At 54.3% G+C, this 25401-nt stretch carries 17 protein-coding genes, 1 tRNA gene and 1 pseudogene; 12 read left to right on the forward strand and 7 right to left on the reverse strand.

Translation table 11 applies throughout. From position 1 onward, the window contains the following. Window positions 1-11: 11 nt before the first annotated feature. The 12 genes and pseudogenes from AC3I0A_RS18115 (at window position 12) to AC3I0A_RS18170 (ending at window position 19744) form a co-directional block, all read left to right on the forward strand. Window positions 12-227 (forward strand): hypothetical protein, encoded by a 216-nt coding sequence (locus tag AC3I0A_RS18115; protein WP_489373589.1) that lies wholly within the window; start codon window positions 12-14, stop codon window positions 225-227. A gap of 32 nt (window positions 228-259) precedes the next feature. Further along, window positions 260-389, forward strand: a pseudogene (locus AC3I0A_RS18120) (recombination directionality factor); the annotation flags it as partial. 248 nt (window positions 390-637) lie between these two features. After that, window positions 638-1507, forward strand: coding sequence for a WYL domain-containing transcriptional regulator (locus AC3I0A_RS18125; RefSeq protein WP_010656372.1), 870 nt, complete (start codon window positions 638-640; stop codon window positions 1505-1507). Window positions 1508-1509: 2 nt separating this feature from the next. Next, a complete protein-coding gene (locus AC3I0A_RS18130; protein ID WP_489373590.1) occupies window positions 1510-2121 on the forward strand; it encodes a DUF1819 family protein in 612 nt (203 codons plus the stop codon). A 22-nt stretch (window positions 2122-2143) separates the two neighbouring features. Beyond that, window positions 2144-2719: a DUF1788 domain-containing protein gene (locus AC3I0A_RS18135; protein WP_489373592.1), complete on the forward strand. Its 576-nt coding sequence runs from the start codon at window positions 2144-2146 to the stop codon at window positions 2717-2719. A gap of 18 nt (window positions 2720-2737) precedes the next feature. Beyond that, the gene (brxC, locus tag AC3I0A_RS18140) at window positions 2738-6409 is read left to right on the forward strand and encodes a BREX system P-loop protein BrxC (RefSeq protein ID WP_489373593.1); all 3672 of its coding nucleotides are present in this window, start codon (window positions 2738-2740) and stop codon (window positions 6407-6409) included. Between the two features lie 85 nt (window positions 6410-6494). Beyond that, window positions 6495-10208, forward strand: a complete 3714-nt coding sequence (gene pglX / locus AC3I0A_RS18145) for a BREX-1 system adenine-specific DNA-methyltransferase PglX (protein WP_489373594.1) — start codon at window positions 6495-6497, stop codon at window positions 10206-10208. A gap of 22 nt (window positions 10209-10230) precedes the next feature. Further along, window positions 10231-12996: an NERD domain-containing protein/DEAD/DEAH box helicase gene (locus tag AC3I0A_RS18150; protein WP_489373595.1), complete on the forward strand. Its 2766-nt coding sequence runs from the start codon at window positions 10231-10233 to the stop codon at window positions 12994-12996. Further along, on the forward strand, window positions 12993-14438 hold the full coding sequence (locus AC3I0A_RS18155) for a tetratricopeptide repeat protein (RefSeq protein ID WP_489373596.1): 1446 nt from the start codon (window positions 12993-12995) through the stop codon (window positions 14436-14438). The genes AC3I0A_RS18150 and AC3I0A_RS18155 overlap by 4 nt, the downstream gene beginning before the upstream one ends. A gap of 170 nt (window positions 14439-14608) precedes the next feature. Then, window positions 14609-17233, forward strand: a complete 2625-nt coding sequence (gene pglZ, locus AC3I0A_RS18160; protein ID WP_489373598.1) for a BREX-1 system phosphatase PglZ type A — start codon at window positions 14609-14611, stop codon at window positions 17231-17233. A gap of 14 nt (window positions 17234-17247) precedes the next feature. Next, a complete protein-coding gene (gene brxL / locus AC3I0A_RS18165) occupies window positions 17248-19287 on the forward strand; it encodes a protease Lon-related BREX system protein BrxL (RefSeq protein WP_126588216.1) in 2040 nt (679 codons plus the stop codon). Window positions 19288-19417: 130 nt separating this feature from the next. Beyond that, a complete protein-coding gene (locus AC3I0A_RS18170; protein ID WP_489373600.1) occupies window positions 19418-19744 on the forward strand; it encodes a hypothetical protein in 327 nt (108 codons plus the stop codon). Between the two features lie 667 nt (window positions 19745-20411). Here the strand turns inward: AC3I0A_RS18170 and AC3I0A_RS18175 are convergent. From AC3I0A_RS18175 to rpmI, 7 genes are all read right to left on the reverse strand, one after another. Beyond that, window positions 20412-20488, reverse strand: a tRNA-Pro gene (locus AC3I0A_RS18175). Between the two features lie 89 nt (window positions 20489-20577). After that, complete coding sequence (locus tag AC3I0A_RS18180; protein ID WP_003179985.1) at window positions 20578-20934, reverse strand: MerR family transcriptional regulator; 357 nt, start codon at window positions 20932-20934, stop codon at window positions 20578-20580. Beyond that, window positions 20915-21217 carry an integration host factor subunit alpha gene (gene ihfA, locus AC3I0A_RS18185; RefSeq protein WP_002553164.1) on the reverse strand — a complete coding sequence of 101 codons (303 nt, stop codon included), beginning with the start codon at window positions 21215-21217 and terminating at the stop codon, window positions 20915-20917. The genes AC3I0A_RS18180 and ihfA overlap by 20 nt, the downstream gene beginning before the upstream one ends. A gap of 3 nt (window positions 21218-21220) precedes the next feature. After that, entirely contained in the window at window positions 21221-23599 is a 2379-nt protein-coding gene (gene pheT, locus AC3I0A_RS18190) for a phenylalanine--tRNA ligase subunit beta (RefSeq protein WP_489373602.1), read from the reverse strand. A 36-nt stretch (window positions 23600-23635) separates the two neighbouring features. Further along, entirely contained in the window at window positions 23636-24652 is a 1017-nt protein-coding gene (gene pheS / locus AC3I0A_RS18195) for a phenylalanine--tRNA ligase subunit alpha (RefSeq protein ID WP_489373604.1), read from the reverse strand. 109 nt (window positions 24653-24761) lie between these two features. Beyond that, on the reverse strand, window positions 24762-25118 hold the full coding sequence (gene rplT / locus AC3I0A_RS18200; RefSeq protein WP_007905879.1) for a 50S ribosomal protein L20: 357 nt from the start codon (window positions 25116-25118) through the stop codon (window positions 24762-24764). Window positions 25119-25147: 29 nt separating this feature from the next. Further along, a complete protein-coding gene (rpmI, locus tag AC3I0A_RS18205) occupies window positions 25148-25342 on the reverse strand; it encodes a 50S ribosomal protein L35 (RefSeq protein ID WP_003442181.1) in 195 nt (64 codons plus the stop codon). Window positions 25343-25401: the final 59 nt, after the last annotated feature.

Below are 25401 nucleotides of genomic sequence, written 5' to 3' on the forward strand. Positions count from 1 at the left end.
TGACGACATCCTTGCTAAAAATCCTGCGCCAGCATGCAGCAGGCTCTAGTGCAGAGCAATTAGCCATTGGCCGCGATCATTCAATAAATAAAATCGTGACTCTTGGGTACGACGGAATGAGTCGTGAGCGATCTGACCTCCCTTCCGGTGACGGTCTGTTCCTGGAAAATCTGCTGCTGTTCGATTCTGATGAAGACCGCGACACATTGGCCCCCCATAGCCCATGATCGTGCCTCCTCAGTCTCAGGAGTACCTTTCGCTGGCCAGAGGCAATACCTGCAAGCCCTACGGGGGGACTGAATGTGGTAATCGGCGGCAGTGACCCACTGGGCAGCTTCGTCTTTCGCACTACAAGCTTCAACAGCATCCACACAACAGCAGCATCCATGAGTGTTGTGCGCTTTATTTTTTCTGCTCAAGCTACTGACAATGCAGTCCGACCAAGTGAACTTGGAAATAGGGCTTACGAGTTGAGATCGTTAAAAATCGATCGACGTTATTTTTCACGCACCCGGCGCCGACGCTATTAGCGATCCACGCGAAATCATTCAAAACGCAAAAAACTTTACAGTAAATAAATTTACACTTCTGCCTCGTATCAGGCATCATCTGGACCATCTCACATTCAGGAATGCCAATGCCGCTCCCCAAACACGAAGCCCTCCTCAGGCTACGCGCGATAGAGCTAATCAGCTATTGGGAGGGTCGCCTGATCACCACTCAGTTGATGGCATGGTTTGGTATCAGCCGCCAGCAAGCTTCTTCCGACATCAATCGCTATAACAGCGAATTCAATCCAGGCTCGCTAATCCACAGCCCTGCAGTTAAAGGCTATGTGCCGACGGCTGGTTTTCAGCCTGTACTGAGCGCTGGACACATTAATGAGTACATGGCACTAATCGGCGAGCAATCTGATCAGCCCGTGTCTGAGGTTTTGGAAGCTCACCCCAGCGTCACTACTGTCCAACTTCCAGACCGTGCAGCCCGCCCTGAAGTGGTTCGCGAGTTGATCAGAGCCTGCCGCAATGCCGGCAGCCTGAAAGTGCTCTACGCCTCCATGTCCAACCCGCAAATTCATGAGCGCGTGATTTCACCTCACACGCTCGTTTATACCGGTTTTCGCTGGCACGTTCGCGCTTGGTGCCATAAGCGCCAAGCCTTCCGCGACTTTTTGCTCTCACGTATCTGTCGCACGCCAAAATCGTGCGACGCTCACGCCCCATTATCAAGTACAGACAGTAGCTGGCACGACCAAGTCAACCTGACACTGATCCCTAATGAGCTACTCAGTGATGCCCAAAAGTCTTTAGTTGAACGCGACTTCGGCATGCCGGAAGGACGCCTACAGCTGACTGTTCGCACAGCACTTGCCCACTACACCCTTCAACGCTATCAGGCGGCCATCACCGCAGAAGAAGCCGAGCGAGTACGCGAGCATCCATTGCAATTGCTTCCAGCTGATCGCGCCAAGCTAACTCCCTTCCTTTTTAGCAGTGATGGGGAATAGGCATGCATAGCTTCCATTACGACTCTGACTTAATCGGCGGCTCGTTGCAGGTGCGTGAATCACGCATCGTTGCAGACCTGCTGCTGCAGGACGCCAGCCCTGAACAATGGCATGAGGTCATACAGAAACAGAACCGACTGCAGAAACGCGCACCAGCTTCGGCCAAGCGTGTGGCTCAAGCCATCCGCAAGCGTCTGGAGCGACTGGATGCCCCTTTCTGGCGGGCAATTCGAGATGGAGATGATGAACTCGCTACCCAAGTGGTGTTCTGCTCGGCCATGGAGCGCAACCTGCTGCTCGTCGAATTCATCGAGACCGTCCTCAAGGACGCTTTCGTCACCCGCGCCGACGTGCTCGAACCCTACCACTGGAATGAGTTTCTGGATGAACGCAGCCATCGAGATTCGACCATCACCACTTGGACGGAGTCCAGTCGTAAGAAGATGGCGCAAGTTGTCTATCGCATGCTGGCCGAGGTCGGCCTGTTGAAAAGCACCCGCAACATGAAACTACAAAACCTGATAATTCGGTCAGAGGTCCGCGTATTGCTGGATGACAGCTACCGCTATCGCATAAAAGCCTGTTTGGAAGTATCCAATGCCACCGGACAGTAGGCGTGGAATAAGGAGTGTTCGCATGAATCAGCAACTGCAGGATCGGCTAAACCAGATCCCAGACAAGATCCTCACCGAAGAGTTCTTGAGGAGCCAAGGATTGGGCAATGAGCTCGGTTTCTGGATCTTCGACTACACCCCCGAGGACGAGCTGCAGGTGCGCGAATACCTCAGTTTTCTGCAGGGGTTCCTCGCCAAGAAGCATAGCCAGCTCAAAGTGGCTCATATCAATTTGCTGCAGGCTATGCGCGAATATCTGGATCAACGCAGCTTCACTGAAAAAGCCATTCAGATGCAGCAAACCAAAGGTGACCTCGCGTTGCTCAAGGCGCTGTCCGGACCGTTGCATATGGACAAATTCGCGCCCTTCCTAATGGAACACAGCGACGCCGATCAACACGACGTGGTGCTAATCAGTGGTGTGGGCTCAGTTTGGCCGGTTCTTCGCGCCCACAACCTTCTCAACAAGCTACACGCGCTGCTTGGCCACAAGCCTCTGGTTCTTTTTTACCCCGGCCATTACTCAGGGCAGTCACTCGCCTTGTTCGACCGCATTCCCAGCAACAACTACTACCGCGCCTTCAAGCTGGTTCCCTGATCAATAAGGACGATTGCCGTGAGCATTAAAGATATTTTCTTCAAGGAACTCGATCGCCCGATCAACGGCGTGGTTAAGGCGGATCAGTCCGACGACGCAACCGTGCACCAGGAGCTGGATGAGTACGTTGTCACCAACGAGCTGGAAAAACACTTCCGCAGCTTCTTCGAGTCCTACGGTACTGACTTGAACGATCCCTCCATCGCCAACCGCGTGGGCGTATGGATCAGCGGCTTCTTTGGCTCGGGTAAGTCGCACTTCCTCAAGACCTTGTCATACCTACTGGCCAACATCGAAGCGCGCGACGACCAGGGCAATGCTCGCAAGGCTGTGTCCTTCTTTGATGCGAGCAAACTGCGTGATGCCACCATCCGTGCCGACATCGACAAGGCCGTTGCCAACAGTGCCGATGTCATCTTGTTTAACATCGACAGCAAAGCCAGCTCCAACGATGCTGGCAACCCGATCCTCAATGTCTTCCTACGGGTGTTCAACGAGCATCAAGGTTTCAGTGGCGACCATCCCCACATCGCCCACATGGAGCGTCATCTGGCCCAGCGCGGCGTCTATGAGCGATTCAAGCAAGCCTTTAATGATTCCACCGGGATGGACTGGACCGAGGAGCGTGATGGCTATCAGTTCTACCAGGATGACATTGAGCAAGCGGTAGCCGCAGCCCTCGATCTATCTGCTGAGGCCGCGCACAAATGGTTCGAAGACTCAGAACAAACGTTCAGCGTCTCGGTCGAAAACTTCTGCAACTGGGTGCGCGAATACCTCGACACCCAGCCAGCCAAACACCGCGTGTTGTTCCTGGTGGACGAAGTCGGCCAGTTCATCGGCAGCGACACCAAACTAATGCTCACCCTGCAGACCATCACCGAAAACCTCGGCACCATCTGCAAAGGCCGAGCCTGGATCATTGTCACCTCTCAGGCCGATATGGATGCCGTACTGGGTGAGCTGTCCGCCTCCAAGGCCAACGATTTCTCGAAAATTGCCGGGCGCTTCAAAACCCGACTTTCGCTGTCCAGCTCCAACACTGACGAAGTCATCCAGAAGCGCCTGCTGCGCAAAACACCGGAAGCTGAAGCCGAGCTGCGCGCCCTCTGGGAACAGAAAGGCGACATCCTGCGCAACCAGATCACCTTCGACCGCTCCGGCCCGACTCTGAAGAACTTCGATGGTCCGGAAAGCTTCATCAGCAACTACCCCTTTGCGCCCTACCACTTCCAGCTGGTGCAAAAGGTTTTCGAAGAAATCCGTAAGGTCGGTGCCACCGGGGCGCATCTGGCTTACGGTGAGCGCTCCATGCTCGATGCCTTCCAGATGGCGGCCATGTCTATTGCGGATAAACCGCTCGGCGCGCTGATTCCCATGTACAGCTTCTACCGCGCTGTCGAAGGCTTCCTCGATACAGCAGTCAAGCGCACCATCGACCAGGCGGGCGAAAGCAGCGTCCTCGACGCCTTCGACGTACAGATCTTGCGCACTCTGTTCATGATCCGCTATGTCGACCTGATCAAGGGCACCCTCGACAACCTCGTCACCCTATCCATTGAACAGGTCGACGAAGACAAACTGGCTCTACGTCGAAGCATCGAAGAAACCCTCCAGCGCCTCGAAAAGGAAAGCCTGATCACCCGCAACGGTGACGAATTTGTCTTCCTCACAAACGAGGAACGCGACATCACCCGCAAGATCAAGGCCACAGAGATCGCCGGTTCAGAAGAGAACAAGGCACTCTCGGACCTGATCTACAAAGACCTGCTCAAGGACAAGAATAAGTTCCGCTACAGTGTCAACAAGACCGACTACAGCATCGGTCGCTACCTAGACGGCCACAGCCTGGAAGGCCGTTACGAGCACGACCTCCGGGTCGAAGTGATCTCGCCACTGGATCTCGACTACGCCCTATATGGCGAAGCCGGCTGCATCAATAAAAGCAACGAAGCCCCTGCCGGCATGGCACTGTTCAAATTACCTGACAGCAAGGATTTCTTCACCGAGCTGCGCACCTGGCTGAAGACCAACAAGTTCATCCGCCTCAACGACGACGGCAGCCAGCCTGAGCTGAGCAAGATCCTCGCCGAACGCGGTCGCGAAAACCAAGAGCGTAAAAAGCGCCTGCGCTTGCTGCTGGAAGAGCTGGCCGAGCGCGCAGAGGTCTATGCGCAAGGGCAGCACCTGAAGCTCAACAGCAACAATATCATCAGCAAGTTCGACGAGGCGTGCCAGTACCTCCTTGAAAACACCTTCACCAAACTAGGCTACCTGCGAGTACTACAGCAGGAGCCCGAGCGTGAACTCCACGCCATTCTGCACACCAACGACATCGGCCAACTCGGCCTGACCCTCGACGGTGACGAAGGTAATCCGCAGGCCATCAAGGAAGTTGAACAGTTCATTTCGCTACGCGCGTCCGGTAACGAACGCTTGCTGGTCGCAGACATCATCGAGCGCTTCAGTAAGCGCCCCTATGGCTGGCCGGATGGAGAGATCCTGCTGGTCCTCGGTCGCCTGGCCGCTTCCAGCCGTATTTCGTTCCACGCCGCAGGCCCCAGCATGCCGCTGCCGGACGCCTTCGAGTACCTCACCAACAGCCGTAAGCGCCGTGAAGTCTCGGTGCAAAAGAAGCGCCAGACCGACGAAGGACTGCTCAAGCAAGCACGTAATCTGACCCAGGAGCTGTTCAACGCCCTTGGCCCAGCAGGCGAGAAGGAGTTGTTTGAGTATTACTGCGTGCACTTCGGCAGCTGGCGCACCAACCTGGAAAAATACAAAGCAACGGTTAGCGCCGGGCGCTTCCCTGGCAAAGAGTCCATAGAACAGGCCTTGCTCAGCCTGCAGCGCCTGCTGAGCAACACTGATAGCGTCGACTTTTTCAAGGCCGTGGTCGACAACAAGGATGACTTGCTGGATCTGGAAGAGGACTACCGGGATCTACACGAGTTCTTCACCAACCAGTTGCATACCTGGCAGCAACTGCAGCTGGCCTTGCGTCGTTTCGACAAGAACAAACCAGCGCTGGATAAAGACGAGAAAGCCCGCAAAGCGCTGGCCGAGCTGAAAGCCATTGAGCAGAACACCACGCCCTACGGTCAGCTGCACCAGGTCGCCACACTGGTTGAAACAGTAGAAACCATTAACGCCGCCATCTTGGCTGAAAAGCGTCAACATGCCCTGGCCCGTGTCGACGAGAAAATCGCCCAATTACAGTCCGAGATTGCCAAAAGCGGTATCGAAACCGCTGAGCTGAGTAACCGCTTACTGCGTCCCTTGCAACTGGTCAAGGCGGACCTAGAGACCGAAACCGGCATCGCCAACATCTACATGCTGCAAACCCAGACCGCTGACGAGCGCCTGAACGACGGCGTATTCGATCTGGAGCGCGCCATTCAGGCCGAGGTTGAACGCCTGCAGAAGCTTCAGGAAGAGCAGGCCAAGGCCGCACAGGCAGCCAACACAGCTAACGGCGTCAAGGAAGACCGAGCGCCTGCCTTGGTGCCAACCTCCAAACCTGTAGCACCGCCCAAACCGGTGCTCGAGGTGGCAGCGACCAGTGTGTTCAACAAACTAGGGAACGGCTTGTATCTAGAAAGCCAGAGCGATATCGACTGCTTTATCGACGCCCTCAAGGTAGAGCTGGAAAGTGCGGTTAAGCAAAACAAACGCGTTCGTATTCGCTGACCCAGCGCAACCAGTAGGAGATGAGACCACCTCCAGGCCGCAGTAAAGCGTCAATGTCAGCTCAAGAAGATTAGGGAAAGTCCATATGAACACCAACAACATCAAACGTTACGCCCCCAAGGCACGCACCGCCTTCATTGCCGCAATGACCAAGCGCGCAGCGCTGTTTGGCATCCGCGAATCCAGTATTCCCAGCATGGGCATCGAGCCGCTGGAACAGAAAGGAGATCTGGCCCTAATCGGCAATCGGCCTTTCCCGGCCAGCATCATCCGCCCCCGCGCGGCCTTGGTGAAAAAGGTCGAGCAAATGGGCTTTGCCCAGGCCATGGAGCAGGCGGCCTACAGCTGGTTCAACCGCCTCTGCGCCATCCGTTACATGGAGCTCAAGGGCTACCTAGAACATGGCCGCCGTGTGCTCAGCCACCCGGATCAACCGGGTAGTTTTCAGATTCTCGACGACTGCCTGGATATCGAGCTGGAAGGCCTCGACAAGCAGCGTATCGCCGAGCTAAAGCTGGACGGCACCAAGGACGAAGAGCTGTACCGCGAGCTGCTGCTAGCCCAGTGTCATGCCCTGCACAAGGCCATGCCCTTCCTCTTTGAGGCGGTCGACGACGCCACTGAGCTGCTGCTGCCGGACAATCTCACCAAGACCGACTCACTGATCCGCGAGCTTGTCAGCGCCATCCCCGACGAGGACTGGCAGGACGTGGAGATCATCGGCTGGCTCTACCAGTTCTACATCTCCGAGAAGAAGGATCAGGTCATCGGCAAGGTGGTGAAGAGCGAGGACATCCCCGCCGCCACCCAGCTGTTCACCCCCAACTGGATCGTCCAGTATTTGGTGCAGAACTCCGTGGGCCGCCAGTGGCTGCAGACCTACCCGAACTCGCCGCTCAAGGCCAAGATGCCGTACTACATCGAGCCAGCCGAGCAGACGCCCGAGGTAAAGGCCCAACTGGCCGCCATTACCCCGGACAGCATCGACCCGCTCAGCATCAAGGTACTCGACCCCGCCTGCGGTTCCGGCCATATCCTGGTCGAGGCCTACAAAGTGCTCAAGGCCATCTACGAAGAGCGCGGCCACCGCAGCCGCGATATCCCGCAGCTGATCTTCGAGAACAACCTCTTCGGCCTGGATATCGACGACCGCGCCGGCCAGCTCGCCGGATTCGCCCTGATGATGCTGGCCCGCGAGGACGACCGGCGCGTCTTCAGTCGTGAGGTCAAGCTCAACGTACTGTCGCTGCAGGAAAGCCGCCACCTCGACTTCGCTGGCCTATGGAAGGCACTAAACCTGACCAGCGACTGGCAGCACGGCCAGTCGCAGAGCCTATTCGACAGCGAGCAGAGCGATCTCAGTACTGCGCAGGCCGACAACCGCTACCAGCTGCTGAAAACCACCCTGGAGCACTTTACCCAGGCCAAGACCTTCGGCTCGCTGATTGAAATACCGGCCGAGAATGCCGAGCCGCTGGGCGAGTTGCTGGAGCAATTGCGACAGTTGGCCAAACACGGCGATATCATGCAGAAGCCGGCGGCGGAGCAACTGATTCCCTTTGTGCAGCAGGCTTGGGTATTGGCCCAGCGGTACGACGCGGTAGTGGCTAATCCGCCGTACATGGGTAGTAAGGGGATGAACTCCGATTTGAAAGCCTTTGCGGGGAAACAGTTCCCCAACAGTAAGTCTGATCTGTTTGCCATCTTTATGGAGCGGGCCTTCGGCCTCGTCAATGTTTTTGGGCATAACGCACAGGTAAACATGCAGAGCTGGATGTTTCTTTCCAGCTACGAAAATTTGCGCGAATGGCTATTAAATACCAAAACCTTTATCACCATGGCCCACCTTGGGGCGCGGGCGTTTGGGCAAATTTCGGGGGAGGTAGTTCAGACGACCGCTTGGATTTTAAGTAAGAAGCATGTAGATAATTATTATCCAGCTTTTTTTCGACTAACTGATGGAAATGAAGAGGATAAACGAGCAACAATTATCACCAGAAAGAATCATTACGACAAATTGAAGCAGGGCGATTTTAAGAAGATACCAGGCAGCCCGATTGCATACTGGCTGAGCCCACTTATCATGCAGTGTTTTTACAGAAACAAAAAAACAAAATCTATGTGCCACTCTTTTCAAGGAATCATAACGGGGGATAATAATCAGTTCCTTAGATATTGGTTTGAAGTTAAAAAAGATGCTATTTCTTGGGAGCATGCGTCGTACAAAGATGCCGAAGGAATAAGGTCGTGGGTGCCGTACAGTAAGGGCGGAAATTATAGAAAGTGGTACGGTAACAATGAGCATGTATTAAAGTGGAATGGTTACGGCGATGACTTGACACGGGGCCGGACAGAGAATAGAGGCTACTTCTTCAGAGAAGGCCTAACCTGGTCGGATATAGCTGCATCCAAGCCTGCATTTAGGTTGCTGCCCGCATCTCTGTTATATGACGCAAAAAGTCCTTCTGCGTTTTATGCCGACAATCAACATATCCATGCAATTGGCTTGATGAACTCCAAATTCGTCGAGGCCATAGCGCCGGCATTAAATCCAACACTAAGCTTTCAGATTGAAGAGTTTTATAAGATCCCAGTCACTGAATCTGTAATCAACGATGGAGTGATCGCTGAGGCAGTAAAATCTTGTATATCGTTGTCCAAACAAGACTGGGATTCTTATGAGAACTCATGGGAATTTAAGGCAAACCCATTGCTAGCAGTCCACCCCCACACGGTAGCAGAACTGTCAGGCGCCAAGAGTTCTGACAAATTTAACGATTCAAGCTCTGCTTTGGCTGATATATATAAAGAATTCAGGCTAAAGCATAATGAGATAATTTCTCAGATGCAACGAATTGAGCAGGAAAATAATCGACATTTTATCGATTCATATGGTTTATATGGAGAGCTGGAGGATGATGTTCCTCTGGAACAAATCACATTAACTATTAACTCAAAGTACCGCTATGGTTCAGATTTGCCTGAGGATATTCTAGAAAGCCGTTTTCAGTCTGACACTCTGGCCGAGTTAGTCAGCTACGTCATTAGTTGCATAATGGGCCGTTACTCACTTGACCGCGAAGGTCTGGTCTACGCCCATGCCGGCAATCAGGGTTTTGCCGAGCTGGTCGCCGAAGGTGCCTATAAAACCTTCCCCGCCGACAGTGATGGCATCTTGCCGCTGACCGATCAGGAATGGTTCGCCGACGACGCCACCAACCGCTTCCGCGAGTTCGTCCGCACCGTCTGGGGCGACGAGCACCTGCAAGAGAACCTCGACTTCGTTGCCGAAAGTCTGTGCCTGTACGCAATCAAGCCTCTAAAAGGTAAATCAGGCGGCGAATCAGCGCAGGACACCATCCGCCGCTATCTCAGCACCCAGTTCTACAAAGACCACCTCAAAACCTACAAGCGGCGCCCCATCTACTGGCAATTCAGCTCCGGCAAGCACAAGGCCTTCGAGTGCCTGGTCTACCTGCACCGCTACAACGAAGGCACCCTGGCGCGCATGCGTACAGAGTACGTCATCCCCCTCACCGCCAAGCTCAACACCTACGCTAGCAAGCTAGCCACGGACATCGAAAACGAAACCGTCACGCCCGAGAAAAAACGCTTGGAAAAAGAACTCGCCACCCTACACAACCAACAAGCCGAACTCGCCACCTTCGACGAAAAACTTCGCCACCACGCCGACCAGCGAATTAGCCTGGATCTGGATGAGGGAGTGAAGGTGAACTATGGCAAATTTGGCGACTTGCTGGCTGAGGTTAAAGCTGTAACAGGCGACAAGGGCGACTGACCACCCGCATGGAGCATTACCGATGGCACTGAAAGCATTCCGCGGCACACCCTTCGAGCACACGCACGAGAATCGGGCCTTCAACGAGCTGTTTGATTTACTCGACGCACATTGCTCGGCTTCTGGACAGGACTGGTACCTGCTGGGCAATTTCTATGTGGGCAGCCGTGAACTGGATGCAATGGTGATCAAGCCAAATGCGGTGATCATTCTCGACTTTAAGGAATTCCGAGGAAAATTACAGTTCTCTGAAGAGGGCCCTTGGCAGATTGAGGACGAAGAAACGGGCAGCAATGTCCAAGTAAAGGGCGGCGCCAGCGTCAATCCGCTGCGCCAGTTGCGAATCAACAAAGGGGCCATGCTTGATTTTTTGGGCCGCAATTTTACTGACCTTAACGCGACCTGTAACTGGCGGCACGTCGCAGCTCTGGTAGCCTTTCAGGGGCCGATTGAATTCGATCATCGCCACTTACCCGGTTCGATAAAGCCTTGGTTCCATATCAGCGATATGGGCCGGATCGTTCGCGATTTAGACGCCATTGTCAGCAGGGAGATCTTTCTCTCGCCCGAAAACGTGGAACGCCTCACTGCTCAGCTTGGTATTGATCCTTTTGTACCGGCAGGCTCCCCCAAGCTTAGGCAATTGAGTGGCCGGGCGGCTTCAGGACCTGACGAAAGAAGATTGACTCAGCAGCAGAGTCAGGCGCTAGGCGAGTTTTCGACCTGGCTGAGATCTAGCAGAGGCGTATTTCGTCTCGCCGGCATGGCCTCAACTGGCAAACGCTTCATCTTTCAGCACCTAGTAGGCGCCTTGGAAGAAGCCGGTATCGAATTGCTTCTATTGACCCCAAGTGCACGGATTTCCTCGACCTATCAACACCCTTTAGCTCAGCCCGTCTCTATCTATACTTGGCTGTACAGCCAACAACCCAATCGTTTTGAGATCAAAGACGGTCGCAAAGTAGGGATTCACGAGATAAGAGAGGATCACCTTTTACATGGAAAAATCCCTGTATTGGTGGATGCCCATCTGCTGAGTGACGAAGAGTTTGATGTGGGGGACCGGCGTTATGGCTCAGGTCGACTGATTCATGACTTTCTCTCGGTTGTTGCAAAGCAAAAAGCGCCTTTTGTGGTTATCGGCGATCCCTATCAGATGTCTAGAGGATCACTGCAGCGCTCCCTGATCAACGGCAACATGCTGGAGCAGTTAGGGCTCAGTGTTGTCAGCTACCTGTTGACCGAACAGATTCTAGATGACGGAAATGACGCGCTAAGCAAGCTGCAGGCGCATCTCGTGAATAGCTTAGACAAAGACCGCTTCAATAAGCTGCCACGCCTGTCAGGCAAGCGTCTTGATATTCTTGAAAACGTCAATTCAAGGAGCTGGGTGCCGGACATATCCAATGTCCGCGCTGAGTCCATCCTGGTTTGTGGCACTCATGAACAAGCCGCCAAGGTCAATGGCGCGGTGAAAACAAAGATTCTGGGGCATCTCAGTCCGACCAAATTAGCAGCGGGTGACCGGATTGACTTTCACAACCGTACGCCGATCTTGGCGTCCGAGCCTGATGCATTCAATCAAAGTACGATTCGCTGGGTCAGCTCCGGCGAGATCGGTCTTGTCGACTTTGTTGAGGAGCGTATTGAAACTCATTTTGTTGAGCTTCGTGGGCGCAAAGAGCCAATACACCTACACTTCCAGCGAGCCAGTTGCCGGCTGCCAGGCTTGGGAGAAGTGGAGTTTCGCTACTTGGTAGATTACTTTGAAGCTGATCGGCCTGACATCACCGGTGACCAGTACCTGGCGCTCCAAGTGCTTGCTCGGCAGCTTGCTAAGCCAGAACTTGAAGTGCACAAGCAGCGACTACCGGACAAAACAGATCCCCGCTATGAGCAAGCAAGGGCCGAATATGACAGGCTTGAATACCAGGTTCTGCAGGCGCGAGGGTATCTGTCTGCAGCGCTTATCCGCCCTGCTCATGCATTGACTCTCCATCGTGCTCAGGGGCGTCGCTGGTCTAGTGTCTGGGTAAATGCATCACGCAGCGCTTCGAGTGAAAAACCCAATAACGCCGGCTATTTCCGCTGGCTGTATACCGCCTCTGTCAGTGCCGACGAGATGTTCACTGTCCGTCAGATGCCCTTTCTCAGCCCCCTGAGCAATGCAGTCGTGAGCCGCGCCCATAACTTCGGAATTGGTACCTTCCCGCTCAAGCACGGACTGTTTTATGACTCATCTCGTCACCCCACAGAGCAGGAAGCCTCGATGGTTATGCCGTCGGGTTTCAGCGAAATGGCATTGCGCCCGCTGTTTCTTGAGCTGAGCGAACGGCTTGCTGACTCAAACTGGAGCATTAGCGACTGGCGTGAGCACAGGTATCAGGTGGTCATCACACTCTCTTATCAAACAGCCGCTACAAGCATTCGAGTCAGGCTGCATTACGACAAAAAACTCACCATTACCAACGTGGACTTTCTCGACGGTAGCAATACTGAACAGGAAACCATCAGCAAGCTTCTGATGAAGCCTTTCAAGCCACGAAGCGAAACCCTGGCTGAAGCTGTCGAGGTACTTCAGGCGGTGCTGGCTGCACATAGGTTCGTGATCGTCGAGGGGGCGGAGGCCAGTTATCGGGTGCAGTTGACGCTCGCAATTAATGACGAAACCATTGAAATCCAAGTTGATGCTGACAAAGAAGGCATGATCAGCTCCATACGGGTCTTAAAAGCGTCCTCAGAAAGCATAGTGCAACAGTTGGAAAAGGCGTTGGCGGTGCAGTCATGAGTGTTTTTGATGATATTCGGGATCACAAATCACGTGAGGACATTGAAGGTGCCTGGCAGGTAGGTTCCAAGGCATTGGAGCAAGATTCTGGTAATGCGTTCCTGAAGACTTCGCTATTTTGGGTCATTTATGCAGAACTGAAAAAGCTGCTGGAGCCTATCAAAACACGCGATAACAAAACGCCCCATCCAAATGAGCAGCGGATGATTGATCTATGGGCTTCACGCATTCACATGCTCCAATTAGAGCTCCCCTGCGAAAATATTGATTTCCGTCTGTGGAATCTTTTCCGTGAGACCGGAAAGTTTTGCGATCCGATCTGTCTCTTCATTTTGCAACGCGGCCGTGCACTGTTCAGTCCAGACGATCACAAACCATTCAGCACAGAAAAAGGAGAATCACCCAGCGTTGTACTGCGACTGGCACGCATGGTGGCCGTCAATTACCTGCACAAGGGCCTAGACAGTCCCCTTCCTGTAAGTCGAGTCGTCGCATTTTTAAAGTATGCCTTGGATAAAGCAGAAGACTCACCGCAAGGGAAAATATGGCTTGAATACGATAAAGCCAGAATTTTTGTAACTGCCGGCGAGATCGTGAGGGCAAGAGACGCCTATTTATCTGTGCTTAAAAACAAGCGCGGCGAATCCTGGGCATGGTTTGGCTTGGCCAAGACCTATGAAAACGAACCAGAAAAAGCTATTTGCCTAGTCTCTTTCGGCTTAACCTGCGCTCACGACCCCAAGTTCAGCGTCCCCGGACTGGTGCGGCTGGCGGAGTTACTTGCCCAGACAGGCGTGCATGATTACGCCTCAAAGGCACTGGTAAAACTGACAAAAATTTACAGCAATAATGGCTGGCCGCTTAAAGACAGCATCGTTAACCTTACATCATCTGCATGGTTTGACGCATCGTTGGATACCAGTGATCTTGATGCTCATGTAGCGAAGCTCGCAATAAGTGCCAATCGGTACGCCATGGCCAAACCAACCTACATCTCAGGGGTACTCCTTTCAGTACACGAGTCAGGTAAAAGCGCCACGATTTATATCCACAGAGATCTTAAATTTTCTGCGCGAAAGGCTGTATTCGAAAATAGAAAAATCCCTAAGCCCGGAACTCTTGTGAAAATTTTTTGCGACATGGGTTCTGAGAATCAGGATGTAGTTTCGGTTGAGAACATACAGGTGATTGAAACTCAGGATATCCGTTCCTTCAGGGGAAGTTTGAAAGTAAGCGAAAAAGGATTTGGGTTTGTAAATGGCGACATTTTTGTCCCGCCAAGTCTGGTTGAAGGCGTACAGCGGGACACTGAGGTTGCCGGCGCAGCCGTTATGTCTTTTGACAAAACCAAGAACAAATACGGGTGGAAAGCTATTACGCTGTTTAAAGAAGTTGGCTCACCAAACTCAGGTGAACTCGGACCATTGCAAGGCCCGCCATGAATTACAACTATGGTGACAACAAATCTCCGGATGTTTTCAAGTGCGACATGTACGCCGAAAAAACGTACATATTGATGAGTTCCGGGCCGTCAGGGATGCATTGTTGTCTTACGATGACATTTTCCACGCTGACCTCTCGTTTCCAGTTTCAGGCTTAGGCGAATAAGTGCATGAACACCCAACAACTGACCCAAGGCCTGAATCAGGCATTCTTCAAAGAAAATCACCGCATCGTTTTCTGGTACGACCCTGAGCAAGGCTTCACGGATGAACTCGGCCAACTCGATCTGCCCGGCGTTCAGGTGCTGAACATGCAGGGGCACTCCACCTTCGGTACCAAGCTCAAGCTGGAGCTTGAGGACACTGAAAGTAAGTACCTACTCTATTTCCCTTGCGCCGAACCAGACGCGAATGATGACTGGCTGCTGGACATCAAGCTGTACTCGCGCAGTTTCTACGCTGACAAAGTGTCACTGATATTCAATGACCTGGGCTTACACCAGCAGGTGCTTCGTGAACATCTAACCAAACGTGAGCGCTTCCTTGGCAGCAAGGCCCGTCTAGCTAGCGTGAAGCGTTTGATCCAACCAACTGACACTGAGCATGAGCTGGATCTGGCGATGATTGCCGTTGTGCTGGGTGCAAGTGGCAGTGACGTCATGACGCTGCTTTGCACTTTGGCCGATGGTGCCGTACGTGACGATTTGGGTCTTGAGCAGAATCCAGCGGTCATCGATGAACTGTACAAGCTCGACCTGATGCCTGCGTTGCTGCAGGCCCTGCGTGACGAGGTAGGCTATCCAGCCTCCATCGAAGAAATCAGTGGCAATAAACCCTTCAACTTTGGGAATTTCCTAATTCGACTGCTAGCAACCGGGTTCTGCGAAAGCATCGGCGATATACCCAGCTGGGCATCCGCGATTGCTATTCCCTCAGCCAGCGCACGCGCTACTTCACGTGCACTGCTTTCCCGCTGGCGTGACAGCTCACGGTTTTACCAAGCCTACGATGAGATTTCCGGCTGGGTCGGTGAGGCCCTGCATATCACCCAGAAGATTGGTGAAATCTCGTTGGAGAGCTTGGCCAATGTTGCAACCTTCGAAGCCGTCGAGCGGCAGATCATTGTCGATCTGACCAAGGCTATTCCGGAGGCAGATCCGCGCGACCTCGGTCTGTTTGCGAAGATCATTTCCGAGCGACTGGATAACTATTGGGCGACTCGCCATAAGGACGATGAGACACGCCGCAAGTACCGGCTGCTATACACGGCGCTGTCGGCTGCAATCGACCTGTTTACGCTGCGCCACCAGCACGCTGCAGGCTTCCACTTCACCAGTTCAGAGGCACTATACAAAGCCTATGAGAGCGAGCTGTATCGCTTTGACACGGCTTATCGCCATTATTTCGCCGCCTCTCAACGCGCCCACGTCGAGCTGCTGAAGAAGCTCGATGAGGCCGTCGAGCAGTGCTATGCGTATTGGTATCTCGATCAGCTCGGACGCTCCTGGGGCGACCGCGTTGAGGCCGAACAGCGCTTGGAGCACTGGAAAATACCTGGCATTCCTAACCAGCATAATTTCTATGAGCGTTGGGTAGCGCCCATGTTGGAGGGGCATCGTAGCAAGCGTGTTGTAGTAATCATCAGCGATGCCTTCCGCTATGAAGCCGCCGTCGAGCTGTGCCAGCGCATCAATGAAAAGCGTTACAGCAAAGCCAGCCTGAATAGCCAATTGGGCGTATTGCCGAGTTACACCACGTTGGGCATGGCGTCCCTGCTGCCACATCAGACGCTGGAATATCGCGAGGGCAGTGATGGTGTTTTTGTAGACGGACTCAATACGGGCAACACCATCGCTCGCGACAAGGTTCTTGCCCAGCATGGCGGCATGGCCGTGACCGCACTTCAAGTCAAAGAGTGGTCCCGTGACGCTGGGCGTGAAGCGCTGAAGGATCAGCAACTGGTATACGTCTATCACAATGTGATCGATGACCGCAGTGACAAGGGCGGTGGCTCCGAGGTGGATACCTTCCATCACGTCGAGTTCGCCATTGAGGAGCTGACTGAGCTGACCCGCAAGATCCTCATGCACTTTAACACCAGCACGGTGTTGATCACGGCCGATCATGGGTTCCTCTTCCAGCAGAGCAAGCTTGAGGCGGCGGATCGCACCTCACTCGCAGAGATGCCGGATAGTGCGATCAAGAGTAAGAAGCGCTATGTCATTGGCCATACTCTGCCTGCTGCCAAGGATGTCTGGCAGGGATCGACCAAGCAGACCGCGGGCACAACATCAGACACTCAGTTTTGGATACCCAAAGGCGCGAATCGTTTCCACTTTGTCGGAGGTGCACGCTTCGTCCATGGCGGGGCCATGCCTCAGGAAATCGTTGTGCCTGTGCTGATGGTCAACCAGTTGCGCGGTGAGAAAGCGGAGAAACGCACCAAACGTAAAGTCGGCGTGATCTCACCGAAATCAGCCCTGAAGATGGTCACCAATATCCAGCGCTTTGACCTGATTCAGACCGAGTCAGTCAACGAACAGGTGCTTCCAGTAACGGTTGCTGTTGCGATCTACGAAGGGGAGCAGTCAGTCTCCAGCGAGGAGGTTGTAACGTTTGATTGCGCGACGGACTCCATGAGCGAGCGCCTTAAGCAGGTACGCCTGTCACTATCAGGCAGTGACTTCGACCGGCAGAAAGATTACTTCCTGGTGATCCGCGATAAAGATCTGAACATCGAGCTTGAGCGCTACCGTGTGACGATTGACCTGGCCTTCACTGACGACTTTTTTTGAGAGTACGAGACTAGATGGAAACCCAAGTGGATAAAGATCTCGATCAATTGCTCAACGAGCACTTCACCGGTCGCGTGGTGCGCAAGGACCTGACCAAGCTGATCAAGGAAGGCGCTAACGTACCGGTTTATGTGCTTGAGTACTTGCTGGGTATGTACTGCGCGTCCGATGACTCAGAGGTGATCGAGCACGGACTGAAGAATGTGAAGACAATTTTAGCCGAAAACTACGTTCGCCCGGATGAGGCTGAGAAGGTCAAGTCTCTAGTTCGCGAGCGTGGTACGTACAAGGTGATCGACCGAGTCACCGTGCGTCTGAATGAGAAAAAAGATCGCTACGAAGCCTCGTTCAGCAACCTCGGCATCAAGGACGCGGAGATCTCTGCCGGCATCGTCAAGGAATACGAGAAGCTCCTTGTGGGCGGTATCTGGGTGATCGCAACGCTGAGCTATTACCACGAGGAAGGCCAATCTGGATCACCGTTTGGCGTCACGCTGCTCAAGCCGATCCAGATGCCGAATATGAACATGCAGGAGTTGTTCACCGGGCGCGCCGCCCTGAACACATCGCAATGGCGCGAGGCCTTGATCCGCTCCATCGGCATGGAGCCCTCGACCCTGGATGAGTCAGTACAGTGGCATTTGCTGGCCCGCATGGTTCCCTTCGTGGAGAACAACTACAACGTTTGCGAGCTCGGCCCCCGCGGTACCGGCAAGAGCCACATCTACAAGGAATGCTCACCGAATAGCATGCTTGTTTCTGGCGGCCAAACCACCGTCGCTAACCTGTTCTACAACATGAGCAGTCGCCGTATCGGTCTGGTCGGTCTTTGGGATGTAGTGGCATTCGATGAGGTGGCAGGCATCAACTTCAAGGACAGGGACGGCGTGCAAATCATGAAGGACTTCATGGCCTCCGGCTCCTTCGGTCGTGGCCGTGAGCAGATGGAAGCCTCCGCTTCCATGGTCTTCGTCGGAAACATCAATCAGAGCGTCGAGTCGCTGGTGAAAACCAGTCACCTGTTGGCCCCCTTCCCTGAGCAGATGATCGACGCCGCCTTTTTCGACCGATTTCACGCTTACATTCCTGGCTGGGAAATCCCAAAAATGCGCCCGGAATTTTTCACCAATAGATACGGACTGATCGTAGATTACCTGGCTGAGTTTTTCCGCGAAATGCGCAAGCGCAGCTTTGCGGACGCCATAGACAAACACTTCAAATTGGGTAACAACCTTAATCAACGTGATGTGATCGCAGTACGCAAAACTGTATCCGGTCTGCTCAAGCTGCTCTACCCGCACGATGTGTTCACCAAAGAAGACGTGCGCCAGTGCCTCGAATACGCACTTCAGGTCCGCCGCCGCGTGAAAGAACAACTAAAGAAGATCGGTGGAATGGAGTTCTACGATGTTCACTTTAGCTACATCGACAACGAAACCCTCGAAGAGCACTTCGTCACCGTGAAAGAGCAAGGCGGTGGTGGTCTGATCCCTGAAGGGCCAGGAAAGCCCGGTTTTATCCACACTATAGGCTTGAGCGGCAAAGGCATGCCTGGGCTATATAGGATTGAACTGCAGGTGACCAAGGGTACTGGCAAGCTGGCTACCTCAGGTCTATGGAATTCCAGCTCTGCCAAAGAACAGGTGAAAATTGCCTTTGACTACTTCAAGGCCAACGCCTCGCGCATCAGCGCTTCGGCTAAGGTGCTGGAGCACGACTTCCATTTACATGTCGTTGAACTGCAAAACACCGGCCCTCTTACTCATATGGCCCTACCCAGCCTAGTAGCTTTTGCTTCAGGCCTGATGGGTAGGCCTGCGCAAGGTCAAATGGTAGTGCTCGGCGATATGAGCTTGGGAGGCAGCATCACGCCAGTTGAAAGCATCGCCGAGTGCCTGCAAGTGGCTTTCGACGCGGGAGGCAAGCGCGTTGCGCTTCCAATGAGCAGTGCCAAGGATATCCCTAGCATCCCAGCCGAACTGTTCACCAAGTTTCAGACCAGCTTTTATGGCGAACCAGTAGAGGCTGTATTTAAGGCAATGGGCGTGGATTGAAACAAGTCTATCTATTAGCCCGCTTGCGACTTTGAGGCGGGCTGTTTGGCTTGAGCACCAGTTTTCGAAATGCTGGCTTGGCCCATTGATTCACCCTTACAATTCCACTCTAACCAAGGAGTGCAATCGGATGGCGTTTTACATCGAAAGTATGGGTGAGGCTGTGATCAGCCTTCAAAATGAGGAATTTCGGGTTGACTCCGACACTTTGAAGCAAGGTGATACCGTCCAGACAAGTCAACAAGACTATGATGAGGATGACGTCGACTTCGAAACTTGGTTCTTCTCTACGTCGCGGGGTGAAACCACCGAAGCAAAGCAGCTCTTCACATGGAAGGTGGAGTACACCCAAGATTTCAGCACCGGCAAGCTTTTTATCAACGCCGCTCAGTGTGTAACTCCAGACGTGATAATGATAAAAGACCTCGCTTTCAGCGCTGTAGCCGAAGATGAGTAGTTAAAAGGAGCTTGCGCCGGGCGCTTTCCTTTAAGCGCCCAATGCCTCAGCCATTGCATACCCTGACGATGGATGGGCCCGCAGCTACATCGAACCTACTCAATTTAACGAGCTTCGAGAAAGCCGTACTTTGGCGGTCGCTTCGAGCTTTGTCTGACTACACCATCTCTGGCCTTCCTCCGAACACCAGAAAAATCGCCCCCTCTACAACGCTCACCATGCGACGATCTTCACTCAGTTAATGCCAACGCAAAGGGGTCCCGCCTACACCGCCCCCAGACCCTCTGACTGACGCCAAAAGCCCCTTACTGTTGCGGATGGTACGGACTCTGCCACCCGTAGGACGAAAACACCTATCTCACCCAGTTGGTGATCGACCTCACCCTGATTTGCCTTATCCTTCAGGTGGTGATCAGAAAAATGATCTGAGTACAGCTCGTCGTACCGATATCAGTCAGTGCCCGCCAAGAGAAAGATCGCGACAAGGAACAGTCCGCAGCCAATACAGTCAGGACTGGAGCTTTGACAAATCTTAATGTGACCAAGCCCTGTATGGCGCACTCTACGAGCTTTTTGCTAACGGTGACCCAACGGTGACCAAAATGAACAAACGCCAGAAACAACAAAGCCCGGTCGTTTCCGAACCGGGCTAAGTCATTGAAAAATATGGTCGGGACGGAGTGATTCGAACACTCGACCCCTAGCACCCCATGCTAGTGCGCTACCGGACTGCGCTACGCCCCGACTAGGCGTTGACTCTGTTCCTCATCTCGAGGAACGCTCAAGAATATATCGCAAGCTTTTGAAAACTGGAAGTATTTAAAAGCAGAAATTTATTTCTTGAGTACCACCAGAACATCTTCCAGTTCGGCGATCATCTGGCGGATCATTTGCTTGTATTGGGTGGTGTCGTCTTTGGCTTCGTCACCGGAAAGGCGCAGACGCGCTCCGCCGATGGTGAACCCCTGGTCATACAGCAACGCGCGGATCTGGCGGATCATCAGCACGTCCTGGCGCTGATAATACCGGCGGTTTCCGCGGCGTTTGACCGGGTTGAGTTGAGGAAACTCCTGCTCCCAGTAGCGCAGCACGTGCGGTTTGACCGCACAGAGCTCGCTGACTTCACCGATGGTGAAGTAGCGTTTGCCTGGGATGACGGGTAGCTCGTCGTTATGACTTGGTTCCAGCATAAGCCTCAACTCGGGCCTTCAACTTCTGCCCTGGACGAAAGGTGACCACACGGCGAGCCGTGATCGGGATTTCTTCTCCCGTTTTCGGATTGCGGCCAGGCCGCTGGCGTTTGTCCCGAAGGTCGAAGTTGCCGAAACCGGACAACTTCACCTGTTCGTTGTCTTCAAGAGCGTGCCTGATTTCTTCAAAGAACAGTTCGACCAATTCCTTGGCCTCCCGTTTATTCAGGCCCAGCTCTTCATACAGACGTTCCGCCATTTCAGCTTTCGTCAGAGCCCCCATACGTCACTTCCTTAACGTGGCGTTCAACCTTTGTTCGAGCGAGGTGAGGATGTTTTGCGTCGTGGTATTCACCTCATCGTCATTAAGAGTGCGCGATGGATGCTGCCAGGTCAAGCCGACTGCAAGGCTTTTTCTATGCGGATCAATGCCTTTACCCTGATACACGTCAAATAGCCTGAGGTCTGTCAGCCATTCGCCTGCATTTTCACGGATTACGTCCAGTACGGCACTGGCTGCAACGTCTTTGTCGGCCAGCAATGCCAGGTCACGACGCACTTCAGGAAAGCGCGATAACTCCTGGAATTCAGGCATTTTACCCAACGCCACTTCGGCCAGAACCAGCTCGAAAACGAAGACCGGACGGTCGAGACCGAGGGTTTTCGACAATTCAGGGTGGAGCGCGCCGACGAAACCGACTTCACGACCATCGCGCTCGATGCGCGCGGTTTGACCCGGGTGCAACGCAGGGTGTTTGCCCGGCACGAAGGTGAACGCGTCCAGTGCACCGGCGAAGCCCAGCACTGCTTCCACGTCGGCTTTGACGTCGAAGAAATCCACAGTATCGCGACCTTGCGCCCAGCCTTCCGGCAGACGGCTACCGCACACCACACCGGCCAGCATCGGCTCTTGCTTCAGGCCTTCCAGCTGACCGACGAAGCGCAGGCCGCTTTCGAACAGGCGCACACGATCCTGCTGACGGTTCAGGTTGTGCTGAAGCGCCTTGACCAGACCCGGCCACAAGGACGAGCGCATGGCAGCCATGTCGTTGGAAATCGGGTTGGCCAGCAGCAGCGGTTCGACACCCGGGTTGAACAACTCGAACTGTTTCGGATCGATGAAGCTGTAGGTGATCGCTTCCTGATAACCACGGGCCACAAGTAGACGGCGCAGTTCAGGCAGATCGCTACGGGCTTCAGCCTTGGCTTGCGGCGCGAGACGGGCTTGCGGGTAGCGAACCGGCAGACGGTTGTAGCCGTACAGACGAGCCAGCTCTTCGATCAGATCGACTTCCAGGCTGATATCGAAGCGATGGCTTGGCACTTCAACGCGCCACTGCCCTGCCCCATCGGCAGCAATTGGCAGGCCCAAAGCGCTGAGCAGACGCTCGACTTCGGCCGGATCCATTTCCATACCCAGCATCTGGGTGATGCGCTGGGCACGCAGAGTGATCGGCGCGATCGATGGCAGGTGCTGCTCACTGACGGTTTCGATGATCGGGCCGGCTTCGCCGCCGGTGATTTCCAGCAGCAGGCCAGTGGCGCGCTCCATGGCTTCACGGGCCAGCTGCCAGTCGACGCCACGCTCGTAGCGGTGCGAGGCATCAGTGTGCAGGCCATAGGAACGGGCCTTGCCAGCGACGGCGATCTGGTCGAAGAAAGCGCTTTCGAGGAATATATCGCGAGTGGTCGCGGACACACCGCTGTGCTCGCCGCCCATCACACCGGCAATCGCCAGGGCGCGGGAGTGGTCGGCAATCACCAGCGTATCGCTACGCAGGCTGACTTCCTGACCGTCGAGCAGCACCAGCTTCTCGCCCTCGATGGCCATGCGCACGCGGATGCCGCCATTGATTTCGGCGAGATCGAAAGCGTGCAGCGGTTGACCCAGTTCCAGCATCACGTAGTTGGTGATGTCGACCGCGGCGTCGATGCTGCGCACGTCGGAACGACGCAGACGCTCGACCATCCACAGCGGCGTCGGCCTGGACAGGTCGACGTTACGGATCACGCGCCCCAGGTAACGCGGGCAAGCGGCCGGCGCCAGGACTTCAACCGAACGCACTTCATCGTGCACGGCTGGAACGGAGTCAACCACCAGGCGGGTGACTTCGGCAGCATAGAGCGCACCGACTTCACGGGACAGACCGGCCAGAGACAGGCAGTCGCCACGGTTCGGGGTCAGGTCGACTTCAATGCTGGCGTCGTCCAGGCTCAGGTACTCGCGAATGTCCAGACCCACCGGCGCATCAGCCGGCAGTTCCATCAGGCCGTCGTTGCCTTCACCGACTTGCAGCTCGGCTTGCGAGCACAGCATGCCGTTGGACTCGACGCCGCGCAGCTTGGCTTTCTTGATTTTGAAGTCGCCTGGCAGTTCGGCACCGATCATGGCGAACGGGATCTTCAGGCCCGGGCGCACGTTTGGCGCGCCGCATACCACCTGGAAGGTCTCCGAACCATTGCTGACCTGGCAAACGCGCAGCTTGTCGGCGTCCGGGTGCGGCTCGGTGCTCAGCACTTCGCCCACGACCACGCCACTGAACTCACCGGCGGCCAGCGTAACGCTATCGACCTCAAGACCGGCCATCGACAGACGAGCAACCAGCTCGTCGCGACTTACCTGCGGGCTTACCCAGCCGCGCAGCCATTGTTCACTGAATTTCATCCTGTTCTCCTAATAGATTCGTTACGGGCGTGCGACCTAGCGAAATTGCGCAAGGAACCGCAAGTCGTTGTCGAAGAACAGGCGCAAGTCGTTCACGCCGTAACGCAGCATGGCCAGACGCTCAACGCCCATGCCGAAGGCAAAGCCCGAGAACTCTTCCGGGTCGATCCCGGACATGCGCAGCACGTTCGGGTGAACCATGCCGCAGCCCATGACTTCCAGCCAGCCAGTCTGTTTGCAGACGCGGCAGCCTTTACCACTGCACATCACGCACTCCATGTCGACTTCGGCGGACGGCTCGGTGAAGGGGAAGAACGATGGACGGAAACGCACTGCCAGTTCTTTTTCGAAGAACACGCGCAGGAATTCCTCGATGGTCCCTTTCAGGTCGGCGAAATTGATATCGCGGTCGACCAGCAGGCCTTCGACCTGGTGGAACATCGGGGAATGGGTGATATCCGAGTCGCAGCGATACACACGGCCTGGGCAGACGATGCGGATCGGCGGCTGTTGCGATTCCATGGTGCGGACCTGTACCGGCGAGGTATGGGTGCGCAACAACATGTTCGCATTGAAATAGAAGGTGTCATGCATCGCACGGGCCGGGTGATGGCCTGGGATGTTGAGCGCCTCGAAATTATGGTGATCGTCTTCGACCTCAGGACCTTCGGCGATGCCGTAGCCAATGTGGGTGAAGAATTGTTCGATGCGTTCCAGAGTCCGGGTAACCGGATGCAGACCACCCGAGGTCTGGCCACGGCCAGGCAGGGTCACGTCAATGGACTCGGCGGACAGTTTGGCGGCTAGATCAGCCTCTTCAAACAACGCCTTGCGCGCATTGAGAACCTCTGTCACACGCTCCTTGGCAACGTTGATCAGCGCACCGACTTGCGGACGCTCCTCTGCCGGCAAATTCCCCAGGGTCTTCATCACCTGAGTCAATTCGCCCTTCTTGCCAAGGTAGTGAACCCGGATTTGCTCCAGGGCATTGATATCTTCAGCGCTTTGCACAGCCTCTAGTGCTTGAGAGACCAGCGCATCCAGGTTTTCCATGTACAGACTCCAGATACAAAATAGGGGAAGAGCTTGAAGGCTCTTCCCCTATTTATGACGTTTAACACCTGGGCCCACGGAGGTGAGCCCGGGTGACTGTCGGGGGTACTTAAGCCAAGGTGGCTTTAGCTTTCTCGACAATCGCAGCAAACGCCGCTTTTTCGTTCACTGCCAGATCAGCCAGAACCTTACGGTCGATCTCGATGGACGCTTTTTTCAGGCCGGCGATGAAACGGCTGTAGGACAGACCGTTGATACGAGCACCAGCGTTGATACGAGCGATCCACAGAGCGCGGAACTGACGTTTTTTCTGACGACGGTCACGGTAGGCGTATTGGCCTGCCTTGATTACCGCTTGCTTGGCAACACGGAATACGCGCGAGCGAGCGCCGTAGTAGCCTTTAGCAAGTTTCAGAATTTTTTTGTGACGTTTACGGGCAATGACGCCACGCTTTACACGAGCCATGAATTACTTCCTCTATTCTTAACCAAAAATTAGCAAAGGCGCAGCATACGCTTGACTTTTGCAACGTCGGACGGGTGCAGCAAGCTGCTACCGCGCAGTTGACGCTTACGCTTAGTCGACATTTTGGTCAGGATGTGGCTCTTGAAAGCGTGTTTGTGCTTGATGCCGTTAGCAGTTTTCAGAAACCGCTTAGCAGCACCACTTTTAGTCTTCATCTTTGGCATGTTCGGATACTCCGCATTCAGTTGATAAACATAACCGTAAGGCCTGCCGTGCCCTGGTG

Source organism: Pseudomonas sp. KH_024_B2 (assembly GCF_057839965.1).

Coding starts and splice junctions, on each gene's coding strand:
- AC3I0A_RS18125 (WP_010656372.1), top strand. CDS start 638: ATGCCGCTCCCCAAACACGAAGCCCTCCTCAGGCTACGCGCGATAGAG.
- AC3I0A_RS18130 (WP_489373590.1), top strand. CDS start 1,510: ATGCATAGCTTCCATTACGACTCTGACTTAATCGGCGGCTCGTTGCAG.
- AC3I0A_RS18135 (WP_489373592.1), top strand. CDS start 2,144: ATGAATCAGCAACTGCAGGATCGGCTAAACCAGATCCCAGACAAGATC.
- pglX (WP_489373594.1), top strand. CDS start 6,495: ATGAACACCAACAACATCAAACGTTACGCCCCCAAGGCACGCACCGCC.
- AC3I0A_RS18150 (WP_489373595.1), top strand. CDS start 10,231: ATGGCACTGAAAGCATTCCGCGGCACACCCTTCGAGCACACGCACGAG.
- AC3I0A_RS18155 (WP_489373596.1), top strand. CDS start 12,993: ATGAGTGTTTTTGATGATATTCGGGATCACAAATCACGTGAGGACATT.
- pglZ (WP_489373598.1), top strand. CDS start 14,609: ATGAACACCCAACAACTGACCCAAGGCCTGAATCAGGCATTCTTCAAA.
- brxL (WP_126588216.1), top strand. CDS start 17,248: ATGGAAACCCAAGTGGATAAAGATCTCGATCAATTGCTCAACGAGCAC.
- AC3I0A_RS18170 (WP_489373600.1), top strand. CDS start 19,418: ATGGCGTTTTACATCGAAAGTATGGGTGAGGCTGTGATCAGCCTTCAA.
- AC3I0A_RS18180 (WP_003179985.1), bottom strand. CDS start 20,934: ATGCTGGAACCAAGTCATAACGACGAGCTACCCGTCATCCCAGGCAAA.
- ihfA (WP_002553164.1), bottom strand. CDS start 21,217: ATGGGGGCTCTGACGAAAGCTGAAATGGCGGAACGTCTGTATGAAGAG.
- pheT (WP_489373602.1), bottom strand. CDS start 23,599: ATGAAATTCAGTGAACAATGGCTGCGCGGCTGGGTAAGCCCGCAGGTA.
- pheS (WP_489373604.1), bottom strand. CDS start 24,652: ATGGAAAACCTGGATGCGCTGGTCTCTCAAGCACTAGAGGCTGTGCAA.
- rplT (WP_007905879.1), bottom strand. CDS start 25,118: ATGGCTCGTGTAAAGCGTGGCGTCATTGCCCGTAAACGTCACAAAAAA.
- rpmI (WP_003442181.1), bottom strand. CDS start 25,342: ATGCCAAAGATGAAGACTAAAAGTGGTGCTGCTAAGCGGTTTCTGAAA.